Raw genomic sequence first — 24,454 nt, forward strand, 5'->3', positions numbered from 1 at the left:
GAGGGCGCCCATGTTCGCGATCAAACCGCACCACGGCGGCATCAGCGTGCCCAGCCTGGACGAGTCGATTGACTGGTACCGGCACATGCTCGGCTTCGAGCTGGAAAGCCGCGCCTTCATCGAGCAGATTCCGGCGCATATCGCGTTCATTCGCAGCGGCGACTACCGCCTCGAACTGTTCCAACTGGCGCAGGCCAAGCCCTTGCCGGCCGAGCGCCGCGAGCCGCACCTGGACCTGCAGACCCACGGCCACAAGCACCTGTGCTTCGCCGTGCAGGACGCCCCGGCCGCCTTCGCCGCGCTGCGCGCCAAGGGCGCCGACATCGTCTTCGAGAACGTCATCGACGGCACGCCCATGGGCTTCCTGCGTGACAACAGCGGCAACCTGCTGGAACTCATCCAATACCCGGCCCTGTGGGCCGACCAAGGAGCACCCCTATGAAACTGGCCACCCTCAAGGACGGCAGCCGCGACGGCCGCCTGGTCGTGGTATCCCGTGACCTGCGCCGCGCCGTGCTGGCGTCGGGCATCGCCGCCACGCTGCAGGCCGCCATCGAAGACTGGGCCCGCTGCGAGCCACTGCTGCAGCAATTATCGGCGGCGCTGAACGGCGGCCGCGCCACCCAGGCGTTCGATTTCGAGCCGCGCGAGGCCATGGCGCCGCTGCCACGGGCTTACCAATGGGCCGACGCCTCGTCGTTCCTCAACCACGGCATGCTGATGGAGCGTGCGTACAATCTGGACATCAAGAAAGACCCCGGCGTGCCTATTATCTACCAGGGCGCCGGCGATGATTTCCTCGGCGCCTGCGACGACTACCCGGTACCCGGTGAAGAGCATCAGATCGATTTCGAAGGGGAGGTCGCCGTGGTACTCGATGATGTGCCCATGGGCATCCAGCCTGCCCAGGCGGCAGGCCATATCAAGCTGTTGATGCTGCTCAACGACGTGAGCCTGCGCGCGCACCTGTTCAAGGAAGTGAGCATCGGCTTCGGCCCGCTGCGCGCCAAGCCCAGCACCGTGTTTGCGCCGGTGGCGGTCACCCCCGACGAGCTGGGCGCGGCCTGGGACGAGGGGCGGGTGAAGCTGCCCATGCACGTGCAGTGCAACGGCCAGCGTTTCGGCGAGCCCAACGGCACCGAGATGGACTTCAGCTTCCCCGAACTGGTGATGCACCTGGCCCGCACGCGCAAGCTGGGCGCCGGCACGGTGCTGGGCTCGGGCACCTTCTCCAACCGCGACTACAACGTCACCGGCTCTGCGTGCCTGGCCGAGCGCCGGGCGGTGGAGACCATCGAACAAGGCGAGGCGAAGACGCCGTTCTTGAAGTTCGGCGACCGCCTGCGCTTCGAGATCTTCGGCCTGGACGGCGCTAGCGTGTTCGGCGCCATCGACCACCGCTTCGTACCGGCGCAGGTGTGACCATGCACATACTCATCACCGGCGCCAACGGCTTCGTCGGCGCCACCCTGGTGCAACGGCTGCTGGCCGACCCGGCGGCGTTGCCGGGCTGGAGCCAACTGACCCTGCTGGACCTGACGTTCGATACGCCGATTCACGACCCACGGGTGCGTTCGCTGGCAGGCAGCATTGACGACAGCCGCCTGTTGGCCGACGCCCTGGAAACCCCGGTGGACGTGGCGTTTCACCTGGCCAGCGTGCCCGGTGGCCTGGCCGAGCGTGATTACGCGCTAGGCCGCCGCGTGAACCTGGACGCCACCCTGGCCTTGCTGGAAGGGTTGAAAGCCCAAGCCACGCCGGCGCGGGTGGTGTTCGCCAGCACCATCGCCGTCTACGGGTCGCCGTTGCTTGAGACGGTGGACGACCACACGCCGCTGCGCCCGCAGCTGAGCTATGCCACGCAAAAACTGATGGGTGAACTGCTGATCGACGATTTCAGCCGCCGTGGCTGGATCGACGGTATCAGCCTGCGCCTGCCCGGCATCGTCGCCCGGCCGCCAGCGCCCTCGGGGCTGCTGTCCGCGTTCATGAGCGAGGTGTTCTGGAAACTCAAGGCTGGCCAGCCGTTCGTGTGCCCGGTGTCGCCGGGTGCGCAGGCCTGGTGGATGTCGGCGGCGCGCTGCGTCGACAACCTGCTGCATGCGGCGCGCGTGCCGGCGGCTGCGTTGCAGGCGCGGCGGGTGTTTGCCTTGCCGGTGCTGCATTTGAGCCTGTTGCAGTTGATTGATGGGTTGTGCCAGCGTTTCGGCGAGGACCGCCGGGCGTTGGTCAGCTACGAACCCAATGAAGCCCTGGAAGCGAACTTCGGCCGCTACCCGCCGTTGCACGCCGAAGCGGCCGAGGCGCTGGGCCTGCGCCATGACGGCACTTTGGAGGAATTGATCAACAACACTTTGGCGTGACCCGTGGGAGCTGGCTTGCCAGCGAGTTGTTGGCGCCCCCAAAAGCTCGCTGGCAAGCCAGCTCCCACATCAAGCGATACAACGCGTGCCCATTACTCTAAATAATAACAATCCGGAGAGGCCATGAACGCTCCCAGCCGTGTCACCCAGTCCAAGGCGACGTTCGCCACGTACCTGCTGTTGCTGATCAACTGCCTGTCGCCCATGGCAGCCATTGTCGTGGCGCCCAGCCTGCCGCAGATGCAGGCACACTTCGCCGCGGTGCCCAACGTCGAATTCCTCATCCCGGTGGCGCTGACCATTCCCGGGCTGCTGGTGGCCCTGCTCAGCCCGGTGGTCGGCATCCTCGCCGACCGCTACGGGCGCAAGCGCCTGCTGGTGGCGTCCATCGTCGGCTACGGCATCTTCGGCCTGCTGCCGATGTTCCTCGACTCGCTGTACGCCATCATCGTCAGCCGCGTGGCCCTGGGCTGCGTGGAATCGGTGGTGGTGACGGTCAGCACCATGCTCATCGGCGACTACTACAGCGGCGCCCAGCGGCAGAAGTACCTGGCCCTGCAGACCACTTTCGCCTCGTCCTCGGCCATCCTGTTCTTCATGGTCGGCGGCGCCCTGGGCGAGATCGGCTGGCGCGCGCCCTATGTGGTGTACGCCGTGCCGCTGCTGCTGGCGCTGGTGAGCAAGGCGCTGCTGTGGGAACCCAAGGCCGCGGCCATGGCCGACGCCGAGGAGCGCGGGCCGCTGGTGCGTTTCCGGCCGCTGGTGCTGCTGGGCATCTGCGTGGTCACCTTCATTGGCGCGGTGATGTTCATGATTCTGCAAATCCAGATGGCCTACCTGCTGGGCGACATCGGCGAGCACTCGCCGCAGACTGCAGGCCTGGTGGCCTCGGCCTGCAGCGTGATGATCGTGCTCGGCACCCTCAGCGTGCACATGCTCGCCCGGCTGGGGCTGCGCACCCCGCACTGCCTGGCGCTGGCGTTCGGCCTGATTGCCGCCAGCTTCATCGCCATCCCGGCCATGCACACCTGGCAGGGCATCATGGCCGTGGCCCTGGTCAACGGCCTGGGCTGCGGCCTGATGCTGCCCACCCTGGCCATCTGGAACATGCGCGAACTGCCCTGGCAGCGCCGCGGCCTGGGCACCGGCATGTGGTACGGCAGCTACTGCCTGGGCATGTTCTTCAGCCCCTTGCTGGTGGTGGCAGTCAGCAAGGCCAGCGGCAGCCTGGCCACCACCGTCAGCTGGGCCGGCGGCCTGTGCGTGCTGGTGGTGCTGGCGGCGCTGGGCGCCAGCCTGGTGAAGCGCCGGGCCCAACGCGACCTGCAACTGGCCGCGGTCAACCTCGAAGACGCCTGACCCGTTGAACCCTTGCTACACCCCCGGCGCGCGTGCGCGCCGGGGCGGACAGCCTCATCCTGAAAACAACAAAAAGAGACCGAACATGAGCAATCGAGCGGCGTTTGGCTGTGCCCTGATCATCACCCTGGCAGGCCCGGTAATGGCCGAAGAGCCTGCACCTGTACAAGGCCCGGTGGCCGATACCATGGCCACTGAATACCCCAACCAGAAGATCGGCCCGCGGGTGCTCAACGTCGAGAACAACGTGCCGGCGTCCAGTGGCAAGCTGCTGGAAGAGCAGGGCAAGTGGCTGAACGACCACGGCATCAGCCCGCACCTGTCGATGACCGAAATCTACCTGCGCAACCCCAGCGCGGGGCTGAGCACTGGCAACCACGAGGCGCTGACCATCTTCGCCATCGGCGGCGACTTCAACCTCGACAAGCTGGTGGGCATTCCTGGCGGCACGGTTCACTTCGAGCAACTGTACGTGCCCTGGACCAGCAACCTGGCCTACGGCACCCAGGTCGGCGACGTCATCGCCGGCAAGCCGGGGCCGTACATTCCGCGGGTCAGCCACCTGAGCCTGTTCACCTACGAGCAGAAACTGCTGGGTGACAAGCTGGCCATCGAGGTGGGCAAGAGCAACGCCGGCAACTACTTCGCGCTGCCGCTGTGCAACGTGCCGCTGGGTTGCGTCAACGCCATTTTGCAGGACACTGCGGGCATCAACCCGCCGCCATACGCCAACTGGGGCGCGCGCATCGGCTACGACCTGACCCCGGCCCTGCGCGCGCAGGTGGGCGCCTGGCGCAGCAACAACGCCTACCCGTTCACCAACGGCTGGGAGCGCACCGGCGGCGACAGCGGCGGCACCCTGAGCACGGTGTACCTGGCCAACCTGGCCTACCGCACCGACTACCACATGGAAGCCTACCCGCAGACCTACGAGATTCTCGGCTTCCACAACAACGGCGAGCAGACCGACCCGTACTACACCGTCAACGGTACCTCCAAGGTGCAGGACAGCACCGCGGCGGCGCGCACCAGCAAGGGCGTCAGCGGCTTCTACCTGGGCGCGAAAAAGACCTTCTGGCGCCAGGACGGCGGCAAGGGCAACGACCTCAATCCCACCGCGCTGACTGCCTTCGCCAGCCTGACCCACACCGTCGACCAGGACACCGCCAACGGCGTCGGCACCCAGGGCAACGCCGGCCTGATCCTGTCGGCGCCGTTCCGCAGCCGGCCGTTCGACAGCTACTCGGTGAACGTCAACTGGGCGCAGCTCACCAGCCGCGAACAGCGCTTCCTCGAGGAAGCCCACGAAGCCTCCGGCGCCGGCAGCTACAGCCCCGGCCGCAACGAATACGGGGTGTCGCTGGACGCCAACTTCGTGCTCACCGACAGCATCGTGGTCAGCCCGTTCGTGCTGCGCACCTGGGGTGCCAGCACCTGGCTCAACCCCTACAGCACCGTCAGCCCGCGTGACGGCTACGCCGCCGGGCTGCTGTTCCACATCCAATTCGACGAACTGCTGGGCCTCAACGCCCATCACTGACCAGGAGCTTTGCCATGACCGAACACCTGCAACCCCGCGTGGCGCTGATCACCGGCGCCGCTGGCGGCCTGGGCCACGCCTTTGCCCTGCGCCTGGCCGCCGCCGGCCTGCACATTGCCGTGGTCGATTGCGTCGACACCGGCCCCACGGTGCGCGCCATCCAGGCCCAGGGCGGCACCGCCCAGGGCTTTCACTGCGACCTGCGCCAACCCGAGCAGATCGCCTACCTGGGCCGCCAGGTGCTGGAGCACTTCGGCCGCTGCGACGTGCTGGTCAACAACGCCGCCTGGATCCCGCTCAAGTCCCTGGACGACACCAGCCTGCTGGACTGGAGCGACTGCCAGGCGGTGACCCTGGACGCGCCGTTCCTGCTCAGCCAGCTGTTCGCCTCGGGCATGCGCGAGCGCGGCTGGGGGCGCATCGTCAACCTGGCGTCGAGCAACACCGGCCGGCCGCAGAAGGGCTTCCTGGCCTACATCGCGGCGAAGATGGGCGTCATCGGCCTGACCCGCGCCCTGGCGGTGGAGCTGGGCGAGCACGGCGTCACCGTCAACGCCATCTCCCCGGGCCTGATCCGCCACCCCGGCAGCGCCGCGGCGTTGCCGGCGCAGCTGTTCGAGCAGGTCCGCGACAGCCAGATGATCAAGCGCAACGGCGTGCCGGAGGATTTGTGCGGGGTGCTGGCGTTCATCGCCTCGGATGACTCCAGCTACATGACCGGCCAGGTCTTCAACCTCGACGGCGGCTTCCTCCTATGAATTGATACCTGTGGGAGCTGGCTTGCCAGCGAGCCTTTAGGGCCTCAACAGCTCGCTGGCAAGCCAGCTCCCACAGATATTCAGTCTGCAGGGGTATCTGGGCTAATGCATCCACGCCATGGATGCATCCCATGCCCACAAACGATTGGTTTCCGTGCGCCGGGCTTCGTACGCTGGCCGGGCAAACGCGTTCTACAAGGACAATAACAATGCACCGCAACTCACGATTCCAGGAGGCCTGACATGGCGATCATCGGCATCGACACCCTGTTGTACGGCGTCGAGGACCTGGCCCGGGCCTCGCAGTTTTTCGACGATTTCGGCCTGGTGCGCCTGAGCGCCAGCGACGACGAAACCGTCTACCGGCTTGACGAGGGCTCGACCATCATCGTCCGCGCCCTGGAGCATCCGTCCATACCGGCCTCGCGCTACGAGGGCTTCGGGGTGAAGGAAACCATTTGGGGCGTGGACAACGCCGACAATTTGCGCCGCCTGGTGGACGACCTGGCCCGTGACCGCGAGGTGCGCCTGGGCGACGACGGCGCCTGGCACTTCCTCAGCGACTGCGGCCAGGCCCTGGGCCTGCGGGTGTTCACGCGCAAGAAGGTGACGTATGCGCCGGACCCGATCAACGCCGCCGGCAACGTCAACCGCCTCAACCAGCACCGCAAGTGGCGCACCCGCGCGCGGCCCAAGACCATCAACCACGTGGTGTTCGCCGTGGACGACTACTGGGCCAGCTTCGCCTTTTTCCGCGACCGCCTGAACTTCCGCCTGTCCGACCACCAGAAGGGCGTGGGCACCTACCTGCGCGCCGACGGCGCCAACGAGCACCACAACACCTTCCTGCTCAACAACAAGGCGCCGGGCGCTGGCGGCGTGCCGCGTTTCCACCACACCTGCTTTGGCGTGGAAGACTTCGACGAGGTGATGGTGGGCTCCAACTACATGACCCGGCGCGGCTGGCAGCACGGCTTCCTCGGCACCGGCCGGCACCGCATTGCCTCGGCGATTTTCTGCTACTTCAACTCGCCCACCGGCGGCGAGGCCGAGTACGGCGCCGACACCGACTACCTGGACGACAACTGGGTGCCACGCGAGTGGGAATTCCGCTTCGGCACGGCGCAGTGGATGGGCAACCCGCCGGCGTTCATGCAGGACGACATCCCCTGGGACGTGACCTTCTACCAGGGCAGCGAACCGGCCATGCGCCGCTGATCACAACAAGGAAAACCACGATGTTCCAGTATTTCGAGACCAATTACGTGTGGAGCCTGGCGGTGGCGGCGGCCATCGAGATGGGCGGCAAGATCGGCGAGATCGAGGCCATGTGCCGGCCACTGGTGGAGGTGGCGCGCCAGGGCGACGACGCCGGCACCCAGGCGTTCCTCAAGGCCTGGGAGGCGGGTGGCGACAACCTGGTGGCCCTGGCCCAGGAGGACAAGGCGTGCGGCCGGCTGTTCAGCGCCGGCGACAAGCTCAACCGCGCCGCCGTGTATTTCATCACCGCCGAGCGCATGCAGGCCCACGGCTACGCGCCGCGCAAGGCGCTGTACGCCAAGTTCCTGCAAACCTTCGCCGAGGGCGCGCGGCTGGCCGGCGAGACGTTGCAACGGGTGGAAATTCCTTACCACGGCGCGCACCTCGCCGGTCTCTATACCCCGGCTGAAGGCGTGCAGGGGCCGGCGCCGTGCCTGGTGATCATCAACGGCCTGGACAGCACCAAGGAGATGGTTTACCGCGCCGGGCTGTTCCCGCAACTGTTGGCCAAGCGCGGCATCGCCAGCGTGTTCCTCGACCAGCCGGGCACCGGCGAGGCGCTGCGCCTGCACGGCATGAACGCCGTGGCCAACACCGAGGTGTGGGCGAGCAAGGTGGTGGATTACCTGCAAGGGCGCGCTGACATCGACCCGCAACGCATCGGCCTGCTGGGCGTGTCCCTGGGCGGTTACTACTGCCCGCGCGCGGTGGCCTTCGAACCGCGTTTTGCCCTGGGCGTGGTGTGGGGCGCCAACCACAATTGGGGCGAGATGCAGAAACGCCGCCTGGCCCGCGAAGGCGAGCGGCCGGTGCCGCATTACTGGGAGCACGTGCGCTGGGTGTGGGGCGCGGCGGACATGGACGAATTCATGGCCATCGCCGAGCAGGTGCACCTCAATGGCGTGATGGAACGCATCCAGGTGCCGTTCCTGGTGACCCACGGCGAGGCCGACCGGCAGATCCCGCTGGAGTATGCGCACCAGTCGTTTGACCAGCTGACTGCCAGCCCGGACCGCGAGCTGAAGATTTTCACCCCGCGCGAGGGCGGCATCCACCACAGCAGCCTGGACAACACCGCCAACGCGGGGGCGTGGATTGCCGATTGGGTGGCGCAGCGGTTGGGTGGGCGCCTGTCCTGACCCCACCGCCAGCGTAGCCGCTGCCGAAGGCTGCGCTGGCCCTATGCCTCGCTGGAGATCCCGGGGGTTCACACCGGCCAGCGCAGCCTGGCGGCAGCGGCTACGGCGCGGAAGGCACGCCATGCTGCCACTGCGCCCAATGCCCGGTAATGTCCTGCACCAGCGCATTGCCCACCCGGTACAGGTTGTCCAGCGCCGGCACGAAGCCGCCTTGGTCGGCGTACTTGAGCAAATTGTCCACCTCGCTGTAGCCCGGGTACGGCCGGTCGAAGTCGGAGCCGGCGCGCAGCACCGCCAGCCGCTGGATGTCCACGCGGCCCAGGCGGCTGGCGCGCAGCAGCGCTTCGTAGGTGGAGTTGTCCTCCTGCTGGGTGGTGCAGTAGGTGCCCTTGTTATCGGTGAGCAACTTGGTCCACGCCTCGGCGCGCTCGCTCAGGCGCGTGCCCGAGTACCAGGTGTTGCCCGCCAGGGTATCGCAACGGGTCACCACCGGCGGCTGGTTGGCCGGGGCGTAGGGGTAGTGCTGGCGCCAGGCCGCCGATTCCTTGCTTTCCCCCAGCACCACGTTCTGCGACAGGGCAAAGGCCTTGGCCTGCAGCGCCGGGTTCAGTTCGAACACTTCGGTCTTGTAGTCCAGCGGCGGCTTCTCGTTCGGGCCCTTGGTGTTGATGCCCAGGTAGCCGGTAGGCCAGTCCTTGGGCACGTCACGCGAATCCAGCTCCCATTGGGTGCCGAACTCCACCAGGTAATGGGCCCAGGCGGCGGTGCCCAGGGTGCCTTCGCGGGGGTTGATGCCGGCAATGCCGGCCACCAGGAAATAGGTCTGGCGCAGGTCGAACTGGCTGGACAGCGTCAGTGCCAGGGTGGACGCGGCGGCGTTGGTCTGGCCCATGCCGGTGGTCATCAGGCACACCTGCTGGCTGTTGCAGTGCACATCGGGGTATTCGGCGGCGAGGCCGGGCACCGACACTTTCTCTGTGAGGTGCAGGCGCTCGATCCAGTTCTGCGCCTCGGGGCCGAACATGGTGATCAGCATCACCTTGGGTTGCAGCGGCGCCGCCACGGCGCCCAGGCTCAGGGTGGCCCCCAGTGCCAGGGTGGCCAGGGGGAACAGGGTATGACGCATGTGAAGTCCTTTTTCAGGTGAAATCAGGCTGGGGGTTGCTGCGGGTGCACCTCATGGTAGGCGCGGTCGAAATATACCAGTGCGTCGGCGTCGGTTTCGCGACGCAGGGCCATCACTTCGCAGAACAGAATGTCGTGGGTGCCCACGCTCAGGGTTTGGCTGATGCGGCAGTCGAAGCTGGCCGCCGCGCCGTCCAGCACCGGCGCACCGCTGACCCAGGTGCTCCAGGCGCCGGCGGCGAAGCGTTCGCTCATGGCGGTCTTGCCGCCGAACAGGTTCGACAGCTCGCGCTGGTCGCTGCCCAGGGTGTTCACGCACAGCACGCCGTTGGCGCTGAACACCGGGTGCACCGAGGCGCTGCGGTTCAGGCACACCAGCAGGGTGGGCGGGTTGTCGGTGACGCTGCACACCGCGGTGGCGGTGAACCCGGCGCGGCCCTGGGGGCCATCGCTGGTGATGACGTTGACCGCGGCGGCGAGGCCGGCCATGGCGTGGCGGAAGTCCTGGGCAGCGACGTGGGGGGCGACGATTTCGGACATGAGCATGATGGGCACTCCAGTCAGGCTTGTTCAGCCAGGTAATCGAGCAAAACGCGGTTGAACGTGGTGCTGTCGCTGACGCTGGAGGCGTGGCCGCCATAGTCCAGCAGGCACAGCCGGCCGTTGGGCAAACCTTGGGCCAGGTGCTGCGAGCGTTGCCAGGGCACCAGCATGTCGTCGCGGTTGGCGATCAACAGGGTGGGCACGGCGATATCGCCCAGGTGCGCTTCGACGTTGAACGCCTGCAGCGCGGCGATGCGCTTGAGCAGGTTGGCGGGTTCGGGAAAGTGCGCCAGGGCGTGGGCGTCGTCCTCGGCCAGTTGCGCGCTGTTGGCGGCGATCCAGTCGGCGGGGTACAGGAACAGCGCCTGGGCCTGCACGTAGGCGGCCGGGCCGCTGTGGTTCAACAGGTTCTTGCGCACCGCAAAGCAGCGCGCGCTGTGGGGGTTCGGGCTGCTCCAGGCGTTGATCAGCACCTGGCTTTGCAACAGCCCGGGGCGTTGCAGCGCCAGTTCCAGGCCCACCAGGCCGCCCAGGGCGTGGCCGATGAAGTGGCAGCGCTGCACGTCCAGTTCGTCCAGCAGCGCCAGCAACTCGGCAGCCATGGTGGCGATGCTGTAGCCCTCGGGCAGCGTGGCCGGGCTACGGCCGCTGCCGGCGTGGTCGTACACCAGCACCCGGTAGGCCTCGGTGAGCACCGGCAGTTGCGGCGCCCAGAAGCGCGCGGAGCCGCCCAGGCCCGAGCTGAGCACCAGGGTAGGAGCGTGCGGGTCGGTGCGGCCAAGCAGTTCGTGGTACATGGGCGCTCCTCAGCCGACGTGGGCGATGCTGGCGATTTCAATCAGGGCGTCGGGCTTCACCAGGCCGCACTGGATGCAATAACGCGCTGGCTTCTCGCCGGCGAAGTACTCGGCGTACACGGCGTTGATGGCGGCGTAGTCGGCCCAGTCGCGCAGCATGATCATGTTGAAGGTGACGTCGTCCAGCGTGCCGCCGGCGGTCTCCACCACGCCCTTGATGGTCTCCAGCACATGGCGGGTCTGGGCGGCGGCGTCGCCCACGTGCACCACGTTGTTGTCCTTGTCGAAGGGCAGGGTGCCGGACACGTAGAGGATGCCGTCGGCCAGCGAGCCGGGCACGAAGGGGGCGATGGGCACGCCGGTGCCGGCGGGGATAATGGCTTTCTTGCTCATGCTCGGGCTCCTCAAGCGGTGGCGAAGGTGCTGCAGAAGGCGTCGACGCTGGACACCCAGCCAAAGAACGTCTCGATGTTGAACAGCGCCGCCTGCTGGGCGAACGCCGGGCCGGCCTGGTGGGTGGCGTCGGCCAGCACCACGCCGAAGTATTCGAGGAAGAAGCCGTCGCGCAGGGTCGACTCCACGCAGACGTTGGTGGCAATGCCGGTGAACACCAGGTTGCGGATGCCGCGGCTGCGCATCAGGCTGTCGAAGTTGGTGTTGAAGAAGCCGCTGTAGCGGGTCTTGGGCACCAGGATGTCGCCGGGCTGGGGCTTGAGTTCGTCCACCAGTTCATAGTCCCAGCCGCCCTTGGCCAGCAGCGTGCCTTGCAGTTCCGGGCGCTGGCGCATGGTTTTCAGGGCGTTGGACTTGTGCCAGTTGGGCGAGCCGGGGCCACCTGCTTCGACGTAGTCGGCGTCCCAGCCGTTCTGGAAGAACACCACCGGCATGCCGGCCGCGCGGGCGGTGGCCAGGGCCTTCTGGATGTTGGCGATCACAGGGCCAGTGCTGCTGACGTCGAAACCGGCCAGGTCCAGGTAGCCGCCCAGGCTGGCGTAGGCGTTCTGCATGTCCACCACCACCAGGGCGGTCTCGCTGGCCTTCAGGTTCAGGGCCTCGGGGCGCGCGGGCAGGGTGCGGGCAGGCAGGGTGTCCAGGGGCAGGGCGTAGCCGCTGAGCGGCGCAGGCGCGTTCATCAGGCAGTTTCCTTGAGCAGGTTGATGTGTTGGCGGCAGGTCATCAGCGGCTGGATTTTTTCGCCGAAGTCTTCCACGCCCTGCACGAAGTCATCGAAGGTCAGCATCACGCCCTGGGTGCCGGGCACGCTGGCCACCTCGTCGAGCATGCGCGCCACGCTGGCCCACGAGCCCACCAGGGTGCCCATGTTGATGTTCACCGCCGAGGTCGGGTCGGCCATCTGCCGCATGTTCGAGCCGGGGCTCTTGTCGGCCGCGCCTTTCTCGGCCAGCCAGGCGATGGCTTCCTCGTCGGCGCCGGCCTTGTACAGCTCCCAGCGCTCGCGGGCGGCTTCGTCGGTGTCGGCTGCGATGATCATGAACAGCACGCAGGAGGTCACCTCGCGGCCGCTTTTTTCGTTCGCCTGGATCAGCCGTTCGGCCGTGGGCGCGAAGGCGGTGGGGGTGTTGACGCCCTTGCCGAAGCAGAAGTTGTAGTCGGCGTACTGCGACGAGAAGGCCATGCCGGCGTCGCTCTGGCCGGCGCAGATCACCTTCATGGCGGCCTGGGGCTTGGGACTGACGCGGCAGTCGTCCATCTGGAAGTACTGGCCCTTGAAGTCGCTGCTGCCGGTGGCCCACAGCTCGCGCAGCACTTGGGCGTATTCACCCAGGTAGTCGTAGCGGGTGTGGAAGAACTCGTCGCCGGGCCACAGGCCCATCTGCTCGTATTCGGGCTTCTGCCAGCCGGTGACCAGGTTGACGCCGAAGCGCCCGCCGGAGATGGAGTCGATGGTGCTGGCCATGCGCGCGACGATGGCCGGCGGCAGGGTCAGGGTGGCGGCGGTGGCGAACAGCTGGATGCGGCTGGTGACCGCGGCCAGGCCGGCCATCAAGGTGAAGGATTCGAGGTTGTGCTCCCAGAACTCGGTCTTGCCGCCGAAACCGCGCAGCTTGATCATCGACAGGGCGAAGTCGAAGCCGTAGTGCTCGGCCTTCTGCACGATGGTCTTGTTCAGTTCGAAGGTGGGCTTGTACTGCGGCGCCGTGGTGGAGATGAGCCAGCCGTTGTTGCCGATCGGGATGAAGATGCCTACGTCCATGATGTGAGCCTCTTGGGGTCGAGTACCCAAGGGATTTAGCAGGAAGCAGGCCAATAATCTTTTAGCGTTATGTAACAAAGGGTTATATTTAGTGACGGACCAAATGGTCTGGTGCAGAGCGCCTGGTTGGTGCGCCGTGCACGGCCTTGGGGCGCTATTGGCCATTGCCTGGTGGCGCGGGCAGGGTAAAGTGCGGGGGTGTTTCGTTGGCCGCAGGTCCCTTACGTGAAGCAGAAGTCGCCCCCCGCCAAGCCCGCCCGCACCCCCAGCGCGTCCACCCTGCAGCGCCGCCACCGGCTGATGGAGGGCAAGCGCGCGGTCATCCTCGATGCCGCCTTGCAGCTGTTCTCGCGCTTCGGCGTGCACGGCACCAGCCTGGACCAGGTGGCCAACATGGCCGACGTGTCGAAGACCAACCTGCTGTATTACTTCGCCAGCAAGGACGAGCTGTACCTGAGCGTTTTGCGCCAGTTGCTGGACGTGTGGCTGCGGCCGTTGCGCGGCTTCAGCGTGGAGCAGGACCCGCTGCAGGCCATTGGCGAGTACATTCGCATCAAGCTGGAACTGTCCCGCGACCACCCGGCCGAGTCACGGCTGTTCTGCCTGGAAATCGTCCAGGGCGCGCCGCTGCTGCTCGGCGAGCTGCAGGACCCGCTGCGCGAACTGGTGGACAGCAAAGTGCAGGTCATCCAGGCCTGGATCCACGCCGGCCGCCTGGCGCCCATCGACCCGCACCACCTGATCTTCTCGCTGTGGGCCACCACCCAGCACTACGCCGACTTCGCCAGCCAGGTCCACGCCGTGACCGGCAAGACCCTGGCCGACCCGGTGTTCTTCGACGAGGTGCTGGTGAACGTGCGGCAGCTGGTGTTGAACGGCATTCGCCCGCGGGCTTGAGGGCCAGGACGCGGCCTTGGGCGCATTCGCCCGCCGCGTAGCCGCTGCCGCCAGGCTGCGCTGGCCCTGTGCCTCGCTGGAGATTTTGGGTGTTCATACCGGCCAGCGCAGCCTGCGGCAGCGGCTACGGAGTTGCGGTGGTGGGTGATTGGGGTGCGCCTGCGGGCCGCGTAGCCGCTGCCGCCAGGCTGCGCTGGCCCTGTGTCTCGCTGGAGATTTCGGGTGTTCATACCGGCCAGCGCAGCCTGCGGCAGCGGCTACGGAGTTGCGATGTCGCGTGGTTGGGGTGCGCCAGTGGGCCGCGTAGCCGCTGCCGCCAGGCTGCGCTGGCCCTGAGCCTCGCTGGAGATTTCGGGTGTTCATACCGGCCAGCGCAGCCTGCGGCAGCGGCTACGGATTTGCGGTGGTGCGTGATTTGGGGTGCACCTGCGGGCCGCGTAGCCGCTGCCGCCAGGCTGCGCTGGCCCTGAGCCTCGCTGGAGATTTTGGCTGTTCATACCGGCCAGCGCAGCCTGCGGCAGCGGCTACGGATTTGCGGTGGTGCGTGATTTGGGGTGCACCTGCGGGCCGCGTAGCCGCTGCCGCCAGGCTGCGCTGGCCCCGTGCCTCGCTGGAGATTTCGGGTGTTCATACCGGCCAGCGCAGCCTGCGGCAGCGGCTACGGATTTGCGGTGGTGCGTGATTTGGGGTGCACCTGCGGGCCGCGTAGCCGCTGCCGCCAGGCTGCGCTGGCCCTGAGCCTCGCTGGAGATTTTGGCTGTTCATACCGGCCAGCGCAGCCTGCGGCAGCGGCTACGCAATTGCGGTGGTGGGTGATTGGGGTGCGCCAGTGGGCCGCGTAGCCGCTGCCGCCAGGCTGCGCTGGCCCTGAGCCTCGCTGGAGATTTTGGCTGTTCATACCGGCCAGCGCAGCCTGCGGCAGCGGCTACGCAATTGCGGTGGTGCGTGATTGGGGGGCGCCAGTGGACCGCGTAGCCGCTGCCGCCAGGCTGCGCTGGCCCTGAGCCTCGCTGGAGATTTCGGGTGTTCATACCGGCCAGCGCAGCCTGCGGCAGCGGCTACGGAGTTGCGGTGGTGCGTGATTTGGGGTGCACCTGCGGCCCGCGTAGCCGCTGCCGCCAGGCTGCGCTGGCCCTGTGCCTCGCTGGAGATTTTGGCTGTTCATACCGGCCAGCGCAGCCTGCGGCAGCGGCTACGGATTTGCGGTGGTGCGTGATTTGGGGTGCACCTGCGGGCCGCGTAGCCGCTGCCGCCAGGCTGCGCTGGCCCTGTGCCTCGCTGGAGATTTCGGGTGTTCATACCGGCCAGCGCAGCCTGCGGCAGCGGCTACGGATTTGCGGTGGTGCGTGATTTGGGGTGCACCTGCGGGCCGCGTAGCCGCTGCCGCCAGGCTGCGCTGGCCCTGTGCCTCGCTGGAGATTTTGGGTGTTCATACCGGCCAGCGCAGCCTGCGGCAGCGGCTACGGAGTTGCGGTGGTGCGTGATTTGGGGTGCGCCAGCGGGCCGCGTAGCCGCTGCCGCCAGGCTGCGCTGGCCCTGTGCCTCGCTGGAGATTTCGGGTGTTCATACCGGCCGGCGCAGCCTGCGGCAGCGGCTACGGAGTTGCGGTGGTGGGTGATTGGGGTGCGCCTGCGGGCCGCGTAGCCGCTGCCGCCAGGCTGCGCTGGCCCTGAGCCTCGCTGGAGATTTCGGCTGTTCATACCGGCCAGCGCAGCCTGCGGCAGCGGCTACGGATTTGCGGTGGTGCGTGATTTGGGGTGCACCTGCGGGCCGCGTAGCCGCTGCCGCCAGGCTGCGCTGGCCCTGTGCCTCGCTGAAGATTTCGGGTGTTCATACCGGCCAGCGCAGCCTGCGGCAGCGGCTACGGAGTTGCGGTGGTGGGTGATTGGGACGCACCTGCCGCCCGCGTAGCCGCTGTCACGTTTGCTGATGATTTGACAGTACCGATCTTGAGGGTCGCACCTTAAGGTAGCGTTTCCATCGACGAAGGGAACGCAAGGATGCTGACTCGTAGCTTGGGACATCGGTTGCTGACAGGCCGTTGCAGTGAGGTCGGTCGTGTGTACCTGTTGACGGTCGTGACCCAAGGCCGCAATCCAGTGTTTGCGGACTGGCGGTTGGGGCGACTGCTTGTCCATGAAATGCGCCACGCGCATGAGGCAGGTCGGGTGGAATCGCTGGCGTGGGTGGTGATGCCGGATCATCTGCATTGGTTGGTCGAGCTGCAGCGGGGCACGTTGGGCGAATTGATGTGTCAGGCCAAGTCACGCAGCAGCTTGAGTGTGAATGCGGCCCGACACCAGCAAGGTCGTCTCTGGCAGAAGGGCTATCATGATCGCGCACTGCGTCAGGAGGCTGATCTCAAGGCTGTGGCGCGCTACGTAATCGCCAATCCTCTGCGCGCCGGCATAGCAGGACGTCTGGGCGATTACCCGCTTTGGGACGCCAAATGGGCGTAGCCGCCTGCGGCAGCGGCTACGCGGTCGTAGGGAGTATCAATCCAGGTCGGCCGCCGCATGGCGTTCGGGGACTTGGGTGGCTTCGTCGCCCCAGGTGCGGTTGACGCGCTGGCCGCGCTGCACGGCGGGGCGCTCGGCGATGGCCTGGGCCCAGCGCTGGACGTGGGTGTAGCTGCCGGCGTCGAGGAATTCGGCGGCGGAGTAGAGGTTGCCGCGCACCAGCTGGCCGTACCACGGCCATACGGCGATGTCGGCGATGGTGTAGGTGTCGCCGGCCAGGTACGGGCTTTCGGCCAGGCGCCGGTCGAGCACGTCCAGTTGGCGCTTGGCTTCCATGGTGAAGCGGTTGATCGGGTATTCGAGCTTCTCCGGCGCGTAGGCGTAGAAGTGCCCGAAGCCGCCGCCCAAGTAGGGCGCGGCGCCCATCTGCCAGAACAGCCAGTTCAGGGTTTCAGTGCGCCCGGCGGGGTCGGTCGGCAGGAACGCGCCGAACTTCTCCGCCAGGTACAGCAGGATCGAGCCCGACTCGAACACGCGAATGGCCGGGTCGGCGCTGCGGTCCAGCAAGGCCGGGATTTTCGAGTTGGGGTTCACCTCGACGAAACCGCTGGAGAACTGGTCGCCATCACCGATACGAATCAGCCAGGCATCGTACTCGGCGCCGCCGTGTCCCAGGGCCAGCAGCTCCTCCAACAGAATGGTGACCTTGACGCCGTTGGGCGTCGCCAGCGAATACAGCTGCAGCGGGTGCTTGCCCACGGGCAGCGTCTTGTCGTGGGTAGGGCCGGCGGTGGGGCGGTTGATGCTGGCGAACTGGCCACCGGACTCGGCGTCGTTGGTCCAGACCTTGGGGGGGACGTAGGTGGATGGCGACATGAGATACCCTCTGGGAGAAATCGAGGGGGTTGACCTTAACAGAGTCATCCGGCCCATGGCAGGCCAGCCCAACTGAAGATTTTCGTCTAACTGCCAACCCGACGCTTCTATGCAGGCGATGCATCAGCAAACCAAGGCGCCATGGTTTTTTTGCGCCTATCATCGTTGCCTCTGCCACTGCGACACGAGGAATTTTCCCATGACCACGCCGTCTACCGCCACCCACTTCACCCTCGGCCACCGCCCCGTCAACCGCCTGGGCTACGGCGCCATGCAACTCGCCGGCCCCGGCGTGTTCGGCCCGCCCAAGGACCGCGACGCGGCGCTGGCGGTGCTGCGCGCGGCCATCGCCAGCGGTGTGAACCATATCGACACCAGCGACTTCTACGGCCCGCACGTCACCAACCAGCTGATTCGCGAGGCGCTGGCGCCGTACCCGCAGGACCTGGTGATTGTCACCAAGGTCGGCGCCCGTCGCGGTGATGACGGCGCCTGGCTGCGCGCCGACAGCGCCGCGGAACTGACCGCCGCGGTGCACGATAACCTGCGCAACCTGGGCCTGGACGTGCTGGAAGTGGTCAACTTCCGCGCCTGGGGCAGCATGCACGCGCCGGACGAGGCGTCGATTGCCGAGCAGTTCGCCACCCTGGCCGAGTTGCAGCGCCAGGGCCTGATCCGCCACCTGGGCGTGAGCAACGTGTCGGCGGCGCAGGTGGTGGAAGCCCAGGGCATCGCGCCGGTGGTGTGCGTGCAGAACCACTACAACCTGGCGCACCGTGTTGACGATGCTCTGATTGACCAGCTGGCGGGGCAGGGCATCGCCTACGTGCCGTTCTTCCCGCTGGGCGGCTTCACGCCGCTGCAGTCGGCCACCCTGGACCAGGTGGCGGCGCAGTTGCAGACCACGCCCATGCAGGTGGCGCTGGCGTGGCTGCTGCAGCGTTCGGCGAATATCCTGCTGATACCGGGGACTTCTTCGGTGGCGCATCTGCAGCAGAACCTGGCGGCCGGGGAGCGGGTGCTGGCACCGGAAATCATCCAGCAACTCAACGCCATCTAACTTTCGCCGTAGCCGCTGCCGATAGGCTGCGCTGGCCCCTGAGTACACTGAAGATCTTCAGCGTGGGTTCGGGCCAGCGCAGCCTTCGGCAGCGGCTACGGAGAATGTGCGCCCCCAATAAGCGCGTCGTGCGCGAACCAGGTGCTCTGGTTCGGAGCATGTGGTCCGCCTGTCTTCATCAAGCGCTTGAATTGCAACGTACTCCCGCCTGTGGCACATAAAATGCTCTCGCTTGCCGCTCGACGTGTTTACACAATTGCCCTTCATGCTGTTGCGCTTTTCGAGGAACGAACCACTCATGAATGATGATGCCCTGCTGGCCCAGGCCAGGCTTGCCGCCGACCGTAGCTGGTCGCCCTATTCGCAGTTCCCCGTGGGGGCGGCGCTGTTGGCGGAAAACGATGAAGTGGTGCTGGGCACCAACGTCGAGAACGTCTCCTACGGCCTGACCAACTGCGCCGAGCGCAGCGCGCTGTTTGCCGCCATCAGCCAGGGCCTGGTGCCCCGGCGCTTCAAGGCCATGGCCATCTATGCGCCCAAGGTGGCGCTGATCAGCCCCTGCGGCGCCTGCCGCCAGGTGCTGGTGGAACTGATGGCGCCCGACGCGCGCATCATCTGCCAGGGCAGCGACCCCGACGCCACGCGGGTGTGGACCCTGGCGCAACTGCTGCCAGGCGCTTTCGAATCCTTCTGATCCACCCTTTGCGCGACACGGAGTCAACTGCATGATCAGTCTTGTTGGAATGGCCGCCTTGCTGGCCATCGCCCTGGCACTATCGTCCCGACGCAGCGCCATCAACTGGCGCACGGTGCTGGGCGCGTTCGGTATTCAAGTGGTGATCGGCGCCTTCGCGCTGTACGTGCCCTGGGGCCAGGCGGCGCTGGCCGAGCTGGCCAGCGGCGTGTCAGCGTTGCAGGTGTACGCGAACAAAGGCATCGAATTTCTGTACGGCGGCCTGAGTTCGCCGCACATGTTCGAGGTGTTCGGCAGCGGTGGCTTCGTGTTCGCCATCCGCGTGCTGCCGATGATTGTGTTCTTCGGCAGCTTCATCGCCGTGCTCTACCACCTGGGCGTGATGGGCTGGATCATTCGCGTGGTGGGCGGCGTGCTGCGCCTGGTGTTGCGCACCAGCCGGGTGGAATCCATGGTAGTGACCTCGGCCATCTTCATCGGCCAGTCCGAGGTACCACTGGTGGTGCGGCCGTTTCTGGCGCGGCTGACGCGCTCGGAGCTGTTCGCCATCATGGTCGGCGGCTTCGCGGCAGTGGCCGGCTCGGTGCTGCTGGGCTACGCCGGCCTGGGGGTGGAGCTCAAGTACCTGATCGCCGCCTGTTTCATGGCCGCCCCGGGGGCGCTGCTGATGGCCAAGCTGATGGAGCCGGAGACCGAGCAGGCCCACGACCACCAGGCGCTGGAGGCCCTGCACGCCAAGGAAAACCGCGCCGCCAACATTGTCGATGCCGCCGCGGAAGGCGCCCAGGTGGGCTTGCGCCTGGCCCTGGCGGTAGGGGCGATGCTGCTGGCGTTCGTCGCGCTGATCGCCATGGTCAACGGCCTGCTGGGCTGGGCCGGCGGCTGGCTGGGTTTCCCGCAGCTGACCCTGCAGCTGATCCTGGGCTACGTGCTGTCGCCGCTGGCGTACCTGCTGGGGGTGCCATGGAACGAGGCGATCCTGGCCGGCGGCTTCATTGGCGAGAAGATGGTGCTCAATGAATTCGTAGCCTACGCCGACCTGGCCAACCACCTTACGCCCGGCAAGGCGGCGGAGGCGGGCGTGCCGCTGCTGTCGGCGCACACCCAGGTGATCGTGACCTTCGCCTTGTGCGGGTTCGCCAACCTGTCGTCGATTGCCATCCAGCTGGCGGGGCTGAGCAGCGTCGCCCCCGAGCGGCGCCAGGAGCTGGCGCGGCTGGGGCTGCGGGCGATGATTGGCGGCACGTTGTCGAACCTGATGAGTGCGGCGATCGTCGGGTTTTTCATCTCGTTGTGACGCCGCGGCAACGGAAATCGGCGAGAAATGTAACTGTATTGAATCAAAATTGAATTTCCGTCCGGGTTGCTGCTCCTACGTTGTACACGCGGCGCACGCTGTAGCCCAGATCAGGAAATGATAGTCATGAATTCAGTCACGATGGAACGCAACGAACTCGCTCACCCCCTGGTCGTGGTGGTAGAGGATGAGGTGATCATCCGCGAGTTCGTCTGCGAAATTCTCAAGGAAGAGGGGTACCAGACCGTCGAGTTCGAGACGGCCGACGCCGCCGTGCCCTTCCTTGAGCAACGTGCGCCCGAGGTCGGCCTGCTGCTGACCGATATCCTCATGCCCGGCCAGCTCAATGGCGCTGACCTGTCGAACTTTGTCCACGACCACTGGCCGCAACTGCCGATATTGATCATGTCGGGCCACGAAACCCCGGAGTCTTCCGGGGTGAAGTGCGAGGTGGCGTTCCTGCGCAAGCCGTGGACCATCGGGCAGATGCTGCAAGGGGTGGAAGATGCCCTGCAGCACGCCCGCGCCGCCCACTAGGCGGCTAGGCGGCGGTCAGCGCCGCCAGTTCCTGGGCACTGAGGCTCAGCCGCGCCGCCCGCCCGAAGCTTTCGACCTGGGCCACGCTGGTGGCGCTAGCGATGGGCGCGGTCACGCCTTCGCGGGCGATCAGCCAGGCCAGGGCCACTTCCCCCGGTTGCGCCTGATGGGCCTGGGCGATGTCGTCCAGGGTCATGAGCAACGCCAGCCCGCGGGCGTCCAGGTACTTGTCGATGCGCCCGCCGCGCACGCTTTTGCCCAGGTCGGCCTTGCTGCGGTATTTACCGGTGAGGAAGCCCGAGGCCAGGCTGTAGTAGGTGACCACGCCGATGTGCTCGGCGATGCACAGCGCGCGTAGTTCACCCTCGAAACTGCCGCGGTCGTAGAGGTTGTACTCCGGTTGCAGCACCTGGTAGCTGGGCAGGTCGTGGGCGCGGGCGGTGGCCAGGCTGGCGGCCAGTTGGCCGGCGGTGAAGTTGGAGGCGCCGATGGCGCGGATCTTCCCGGCGTCCAGCAACTTGGCGTAGGCCGCCAGGGTTTCCTCGGCCGGCGTGCTGGCGTCGAACTGGTGCGAGAAGTACAGGTCGATGCGCTCGGTGTTCAGCCGGCGCAGGGAATCCTCCACCGCCTGCACGATCCACTTTGCCTTCAGGCCCTGCTTGTCGTCGCTGCCCATGCGCATGCCGACCTTGGTGAACAGCGCCACCTTGTCGCGTACGCCGGGGCGGCTGGCGAACCATTTGCCCAGCAGGGTTTCCGATTCGCCACCCTGGTGGCCCGGCACCCAGGCCGAGTAGACGTCGGCGGTGTCGATGGCGTTGAAACCCTGGTCGATAAAGGCGTCGAGGATGGCCAGGCTGGTCTTTTCGTCAGCGGTCCAGCCCAGTACGTTGCCACCGAAGACCAGCGGCGCGATGTCGATGCCGGTCGTGCCCAAGTGTCGCAGTTGCATGGCGTTGCTCCTGGCAGTGAGATGAAAGAACCCCTTGGATGTAAGCACAGATAAACCGGCCAGCGGATGAAGATCAAGGCAGGCGATCGGCCGTGAAGTCCGCTTCGCTGCGCGCTTGCAGGCGCCCGCTGCGGCAGGCGTGCTGGAAACGCTCATAGTCTTTTTCGTTCTGCAGTGCGTACGCCTGGGCATAGGCGAACAGCGCATCGGCCATGGCCTGGCCGCGGCCGATGTAGCCACTGATGGTGGCCGCCTCGCCGCTGGCCTTGGCGTGGGCGCGGGCCAGGGCGCGGCCGCACAGGCGCGCGTAGGCGGCCAGGGTCTGGTCGTCGAAGGTTTCCAGCTCGGCCGAGACCTTCATGTCGCGCAGCTGGCGCAGGTAGAAATGGTGGCCGTTGGGGCTGGCGGTCCAGCCCAGGAACAGGTCGCTGGCCGGTTGCATCAGGCGCTGGCCTTCGACCACGCGCTGGCCGTGGTGCTTGAACGGCGAGCGCGCCTTGACGTAGTCGGCCAGCACCGAGCGCCGCGCTTCCTTGAACTGCAGGAACAGCGGGTTGCGCAGCTCGTCGGTGAGCAGCGCCACCAGGCAGCGCGTGCCGACGCTGCCCACGCCCACCACCTTGAAGGCCAGGTCGTGCACCTCGAAGCGCGAGAACAGCTCGCGGCGGTCGCCCTGCAGGGTGCTGCGGTACTTGCTGATCAGCGCCTTGTACAGCGGTTGCCAGCGGTGCGCAGCCAGCCAGTCGTCATCGTGGTCCAGCAGCGAGTGCTTGCCGTGCAGGTGGAAGATCTCCGGCAAGTCGTCGCGCAGGGTCAGGTGGCCGTGGCGGCTCTCGTTGACGATCTTGGGCAGCAGCCGCGCGTGGGTGCGGCGCTGGGCTTTCTCGATGGTCTGGCGCAGGTATTCCAGGGTGTGGCTGTTCTGTGGCTGCTCCATCAGCTCGCCGGGGCTGATGCGCCCGTACCAGGTGTTGAGCACGCCTTGCTCGGCGCACAACAGCAGGGTGGCCTGGTAGCTGTTGACTACTTCGCGGCAGAGGTTTTCCTCGACGCTTTCGCTGTGGCGCAGCGAACGCGCGGCAATCAGGAAGCTGGCGGTGAGGCGCTTGAGGTCCCATTCCCAGGGGCCGGGGTGGGCCTCGTCGAAGTCATTGAGGCCAAACACCAGGTTGCGTTCGGGGGTGGCGAAGCCGCCGAAGTTCATCAGGTGCGCGTCGCCGCACAGCGGCACGTTGAGGCCCATGTCCGGGGTGCCGGCCAGGTCGTGGGCCTGCAGCAGCGCGCTGCCGCGGTAGAAGGTGAAGGGCGAGGCCAGCATGCGCCCGTAGCGCAGGGCCACCAGGGATTTCACCCGGCCCTTGCTGGACGCCTCGATCAGCGCCAGCGGGTCGCGGTCGACGTTGCCGGGGTGGCGGTGGCTGGAACGCGGGCAATGCTTGCGCGCAGCCTTGCCGTGGTTTTCGCGGGGGGTGGGCATGGGGTGTACGCTTCCTTGGCAGACCCGGCCAGTGTAGCAGCGGCCCGCTCCCACATGAAAATGTGGGCGTCAGGCGGGCCAGTTGAAGCCGGGGATCTGGCGCCCCAGGCGCTGTGCCTGGTCCAGCAGCACCTGCATCATCCGTCGCGCCGCCTCGGGCAGCGGGTCGAAGCGCGAGAACACGAAGCTGATATCAAAGCCGATCTCTTCCGCCAGCGGCTTCACCACCAGGCCACTGTCCTGGGCCACGAACTCGTCGATGATGGTCACCCCCAGCCCTTGTTTCACCAGCGCCACCGCCTCCGGCGCGTTGGTGAAATCCAGGAACGAGTTCAGCGCCACGCCGCTGCGCTCGATGGCGTCGCTGATCAGCTTGCCGAACGGGATGTCGGGGCGGAACAGCAGCAGCGGCTCGCGGGCCAGGTGCGCCATGTCGATCACTGGCTGGCTTTCCAGCGCGTGCCCCGGCGGCAGCACGCAGACCATGCGCCCGCGCATGAACGGCAGCGAATACAGGTGGTCATGCACCACCGGCAGCGCCGAGATCGACAGGTCGACCTTCTTGCCGAGGATCTGCACCGGCATCTCGCTCATCAGAATGGTGCGCCATTCAATGTGCATGGCCGGCACCTGGCGCTTGAGCTCGGCCAGGGCATGGGGCAGCACTACCGTGGACAGCGAGGCACTGCAGCACACCCGTAGCTGGCGGTTGGGCGTGGTGGCCAGGGACTGCGCGCACTCGTTCACCCACAGCGCCGCCTGGTACACGCGCTCCACCTCGCGGTACAGCGCCTGGGCCTCGCTGGTGGGCACCAGGCGGTTGTTGACGCGGTCGAACAGGCGCAGCGCCAGGCGGCTCTCGACGTAGGCGATCAGCTTGCTCACCGCCGGCTGCGAGACGTAGAGCATCTTCGCCGCACCGCTGATCGAGCCGGTGAGCATCACCGCGCGGAACACTTCCATGTGGCGCAGCTTGAAGACCATGTTGCCCGGTTCAGGGCCTTCGGCAGGGAGCAGGGGCATGTCTTAACCTTTGGTTATGGTTTGCGCCATCTGAGTATGAGCCATCGCGGGGGTATTTTTGTAGTCTGGCGCCATTCATAACA

General features: G+C 66.7%; 24 protein-coding genes. 14 read left to right on the forward strand and 10 right to left on the reverse strand.

Annotated features, from left to right (window positions below; translation table 11 throughout):
* Positions 1 to 10 precede the first annotated feature (10 nt).
* From RAM80_RS28590 to RAM80_RS28625, 8 genes are all read left to right on the forward strand, one after another.
* Positions 11 to 442 carry a VOC family protein gene (locus RAM80_RS28590; RefSeq protein WP_416423728.1) on the forward strand — a complete coding sequence of 144 codons (432 nt, stop codon included), beginning with the start codon at positions 11 to 13 and terminating at the stop codon, positions 440 to 442.
* Positions 439 to 1,422 carry a fumarylacetoacetate hydrolase family protein gene (locus RAM80_RS28595; protein ID WP_416423729.1) on the forward strand — a complete coding sequence of 328 codons (984 nt, stop codon included), beginning with the start codon at positions 439 to 441 and terminating at the stop codon, positions 1,420 to 1,422. The genes RAM80_RS28590 and RAM80_RS28595 overlap by 4 nt, the downstream gene beginning before the upstream one ends.
* 2 nt (positions 1,423 to 1,424) lie before the next feature.
* Entirely contained in the window at positions 1,425 to 2,363 is a 939-nt protein-coding gene (locus tag RAM80_RS28600; RefSeq protein ID WP_416423730.1) for an NAD-dependent epimerase/dehydratase family protein, read from the forward strand.
* A 123-nt stretch (positions 2,364 to 2,486) separates the two neighbouring features.
* Positions 2,487 to 3,722, forward strand: a complete 1,236-nt coding sequence (locus RAM80_RS28605; RefSeq protein WP_416423731.1) for an MFS transporter — start codon at positions 2,487 to 2,489, stop codon at positions 3,720 to 3,722.
* Positions 3,723 to 3,807: 85 nt separating this feature from the next.
* A complete protein-coding gene (locus RAM80_RS28610; protein ID WP_416423732.1) occupies positions 3,808 to 5,262 on the forward strand; it encodes a carbohydrate porin in 1,455 nt (484 codons plus the stop codon).
* Between the two features lie 14 nt (positions 5,263 to 5,276).
* On the forward strand, positions 5,277 to 6,020 hold the full coding sequence (locus RAM80_RS28615) for an SDR family NAD(P)-dependent oxidoreductase (protein WP_416423733.1): 744 nt from the start codon (positions 5,277 to 5,279) through the stop codon (positions 6,018 to 6,020).
* Between the two features lie 243 nt (positions 6,021 to 6,263).
* Positions 6,264 to 7,238, forward strand: coding sequence for a VOC family protein (locus RAM80_RS28620; protein WP_416423734.1), 975 nt, complete (start codon positions 6,264 to 6,266; stop codon positions 7,236 to 7,238).
* 20 nt (positions 7,239 to 7,258) lie between these two features.
* Positions 7,259 to 8,419 (forward strand): alpha/beta hydrolase family protein, encoded by a 1,161-nt coding sequence (locus RAM80_RS28625; protein WP_416423735.1) that lies wholly within the window; start codon positions 7,259 to 7,261, stop codon positions 8,417 to 8,419.
* A 100-nt stretch (positions 8,420 to 8,519) separates the two neighbouring features.
* Here the strand turns inward: RAM80_RS28625 and RAM80_RS28630 are convergent, their stop codons facing one another.
* From RAM80_RS28630 to rutA, 6 genes are read right to left on the reverse strand one after another with little or no spacing between them, the layout of a single operon-like run.
* Positions 8,520 to 9,545: a purine-nucleoside phosphorylase gene (locus RAM80_RS28630; protein WP_416423736.1), complete on the reverse strand. Its 1,026-nt coding sequence runs from the start codon at positions 9,543 to 9,545 to the stop codon at positions 8,520 to 8,522.
* A gap of 23 nt (positions 9,546 to 9,568) precedes the next feature.
* Positions 9,569 to 10,090 carry an NADH-dependent FMN reductase RutF gene (gene rutF / locus RAM80_RS28635; protein WP_416423737.1) on the reverse strand — a complete coding sequence of 174 codons (522 nt, stop codon included), beginning with the start codon at positions 10,088 to 10,090 and terminating at the stop codon, positions 9,569 to 9,571.
* Positions 10,091 to 10,104: 14 nt separating this feature from the next.
* Positions 10,105 to 10,884: a pyrimidine utilization protein D gene (gene rutD / locus RAM80_RS28640; protein ID WP_416423738.1), complete on the reverse strand. Its 780-nt coding sequence runs from the start codon at positions 10,882 to 10,884 to the stop codon at positions 10,105 to 10,107.
* 9 nt (positions 10,885 to 10,893) lie between these two features.
* A complete protein-coding gene (gene rutC, locus RAM80_RS28645; RefSeq protein ID WP_416423739.1) occupies positions 10,894 to 11,277 on the reverse strand; it encodes a pyrimidine utilization protein C in 384 nt (127 codons plus the stop codon).
* A gap of 11 nt (positions 11,278 to 11,288) precedes the next feature.
* Positions 11,289 to 12,017 (reverse strand): pyrimidine utilization protein B, encoded by a 729-nt coding sequence (gene rutB / locus RAM80_RS28650; RefSeq protein ID WP_416423740.1) that lies wholly within the window; start codon positions 12,015 to 12,017, stop codon positions 11,289 to 11,291.
* Positions 12,017 to 13,099, reverse strand: coding sequence for a pyrimidine utilization protein A (rutA, locus tag RAM80_RS28655; protein WP_416423741.1), 1,083 nt, complete (start codon positions 13,097 to 13,099; stop codon positions 12,017 to 12,019). Before rutA ends, rutB begins: the two co-directional genes overlap by 1 nt.
* A gap of 225 nt (positions 13,100 to 13,324) precedes the next feature.
* Between rutA and rutR the strand changes: the two genes are divergently transcribed.
* Together rutR and RAM80_RS28665 are read left to right on the forward strand one after the other, a co-directional pair.
* Positions 13,325 to 13,996, forward strand: coding sequence for an HTH-type transcriptional regulator RutR (gene rutR, locus RAM80_RS28660; RefSeq protein WP_416423742.1), 672 nt, complete (start codon positions 13,325 to 13,327; stop codon positions 13,994 to 13,996).
* A gap of 2,000 nt (positions 13,997 to 15,996) precedes the next feature.
* A complete protein-coding gene (locus tag RAM80_RS28665) occupies positions 15,997 to 16,455 on the forward strand; it encodes an REP-associated tyrosine transposase (RefSeq protein WP_416423743.1) in 459 nt (152 codons plus the stop codon).
* 36 nt (positions 16,456 to 16,491) lie between these two features.
* On the opposite strand, the gene yghU is transcribed toward RAM80_RS28665, so the two are convergent.
* The gene (gene yghU / locus RAM80_RS28670; RefSeq protein WP_416423744.1) at positions 16,492 to 17,331 is read right to left on the reverse strand and encodes a glutathione-dependent disulfide-bond oxidoreductase; all 840 of its coding nucleotides are present in this window, start codon (positions 17,329 to 17,331) and stop codon (positions 16,492 to 16,494) included.
* Positions 17,332 to 17,530: 199 nt separating this feature from the next.
* On the opposite strand from yghU, the gene RAM80_RS28675 reads away from it, so the two are divergent.
* The 4 genes from RAM80_RS28675 (at position 17,531) to RAM80_RS28690 (ending at position 20,919) form a co-directional block, all read left to right on the forward strand.
* Positions 17,531 to 18,391, forward strand: coding sequence for an aldo/keto reductase family oxidoreductase (locus RAM80_RS28675; protein WP_416423745.1), 861 nt, complete (start codon positions 17,531 to 17,533; stop codon positions 18,389 to 18,391).
* Between the two features lie 298 nt (positions 18,392 to 18,689).
* Positions 18,690 to 19,085 (forward strand): cytidine deaminase, encoded by a 396-nt coding sequence (locus tag RAM80_RS28680; protein ID WP_416423746.1) that lies wholly within the window; start codon positions 18,690 to 18,692, stop codon positions 19,083 to 19,085.
* Positions 19,086 to 19,116: 31 nt separating this feature from the next.
* Complete coding sequence (locus RAM80_RS28685) at positions 19,117 to 20,382, forward strand: NupC/NupG family nucleoside CNT transporter (protein WP_416423747.1); 1,266 nt, start codon at positions 19,117 to 19,119, stop codon at positions 20,380 to 20,382.
* A 126-nt stretch (positions 20,383 to 20,508) separates the two neighbouring features.
* Positions 20,509 to 20,919, forward strand: a complete 411-nt coding sequence (locus RAM80_RS28690; RefSeq protein WP_416423748.1) for a response regulator — start codon at positions 20,509 to 20,511, stop codon at positions 20,917 to 20,919.
* A gap of 4 nt (positions 20,920 to 20,923) precedes the next feature.
* Here RAM80_RS28690 and RAM80_RS28695 read toward each other — a convergent pair whose 3' ends face one another.
* From RAM80_RS28695 to RAM80_RS28705, 3 genes are all read right to left on the reverse strand, one after another.
* On the reverse strand, positions 20,924 to 21,871 hold the full coding sequence (locus tag RAM80_RS28695; protein ID WP_416423749.1) for an aldo/keto reductase: 948 nt from the start codon (positions 21,869 to 21,871) through the stop codon (positions 20,924 to 20,926).
* Between the two features lie 73 nt (positions 21,872 to 21,944).
* Positions 21,945 to 23,348 (reverse strand): DUF2252 domain-containing protein, encoded by a 1,404-nt coding sequence (locus RAM80_RS28700; RefSeq protein WP_416423750.1) that lies wholly within the window; start codon positions 23,346 to 23,348, stop codon positions 21,945 to 21,947.
* A 69-nt stretch (positions 23,349 to 23,417) separates the two neighbouring features.
* A complete protein-coding gene (locus tag RAM80_RS28705) occupies positions 23,418 to 24,371 on the reverse strand; it encodes a LysR family transcriptional regulator (RefSeq protein ID WP_416423751.1) in 954 nt (317 codons plus the stop codon).
* Between the last annotated feature and the right edge of the window lie 83 nt (positions 24,372 to 24,454).

Source organism: Pseudomonas sp. App30 (assembly GCF_047947025.1).
Classification (GTDB): domain Bacteria; phylum Pseudomonadota; class Gammaproteobacteria; order Pseudomonadales; family Pseudomonadaceae; genus Aquipseudomonas.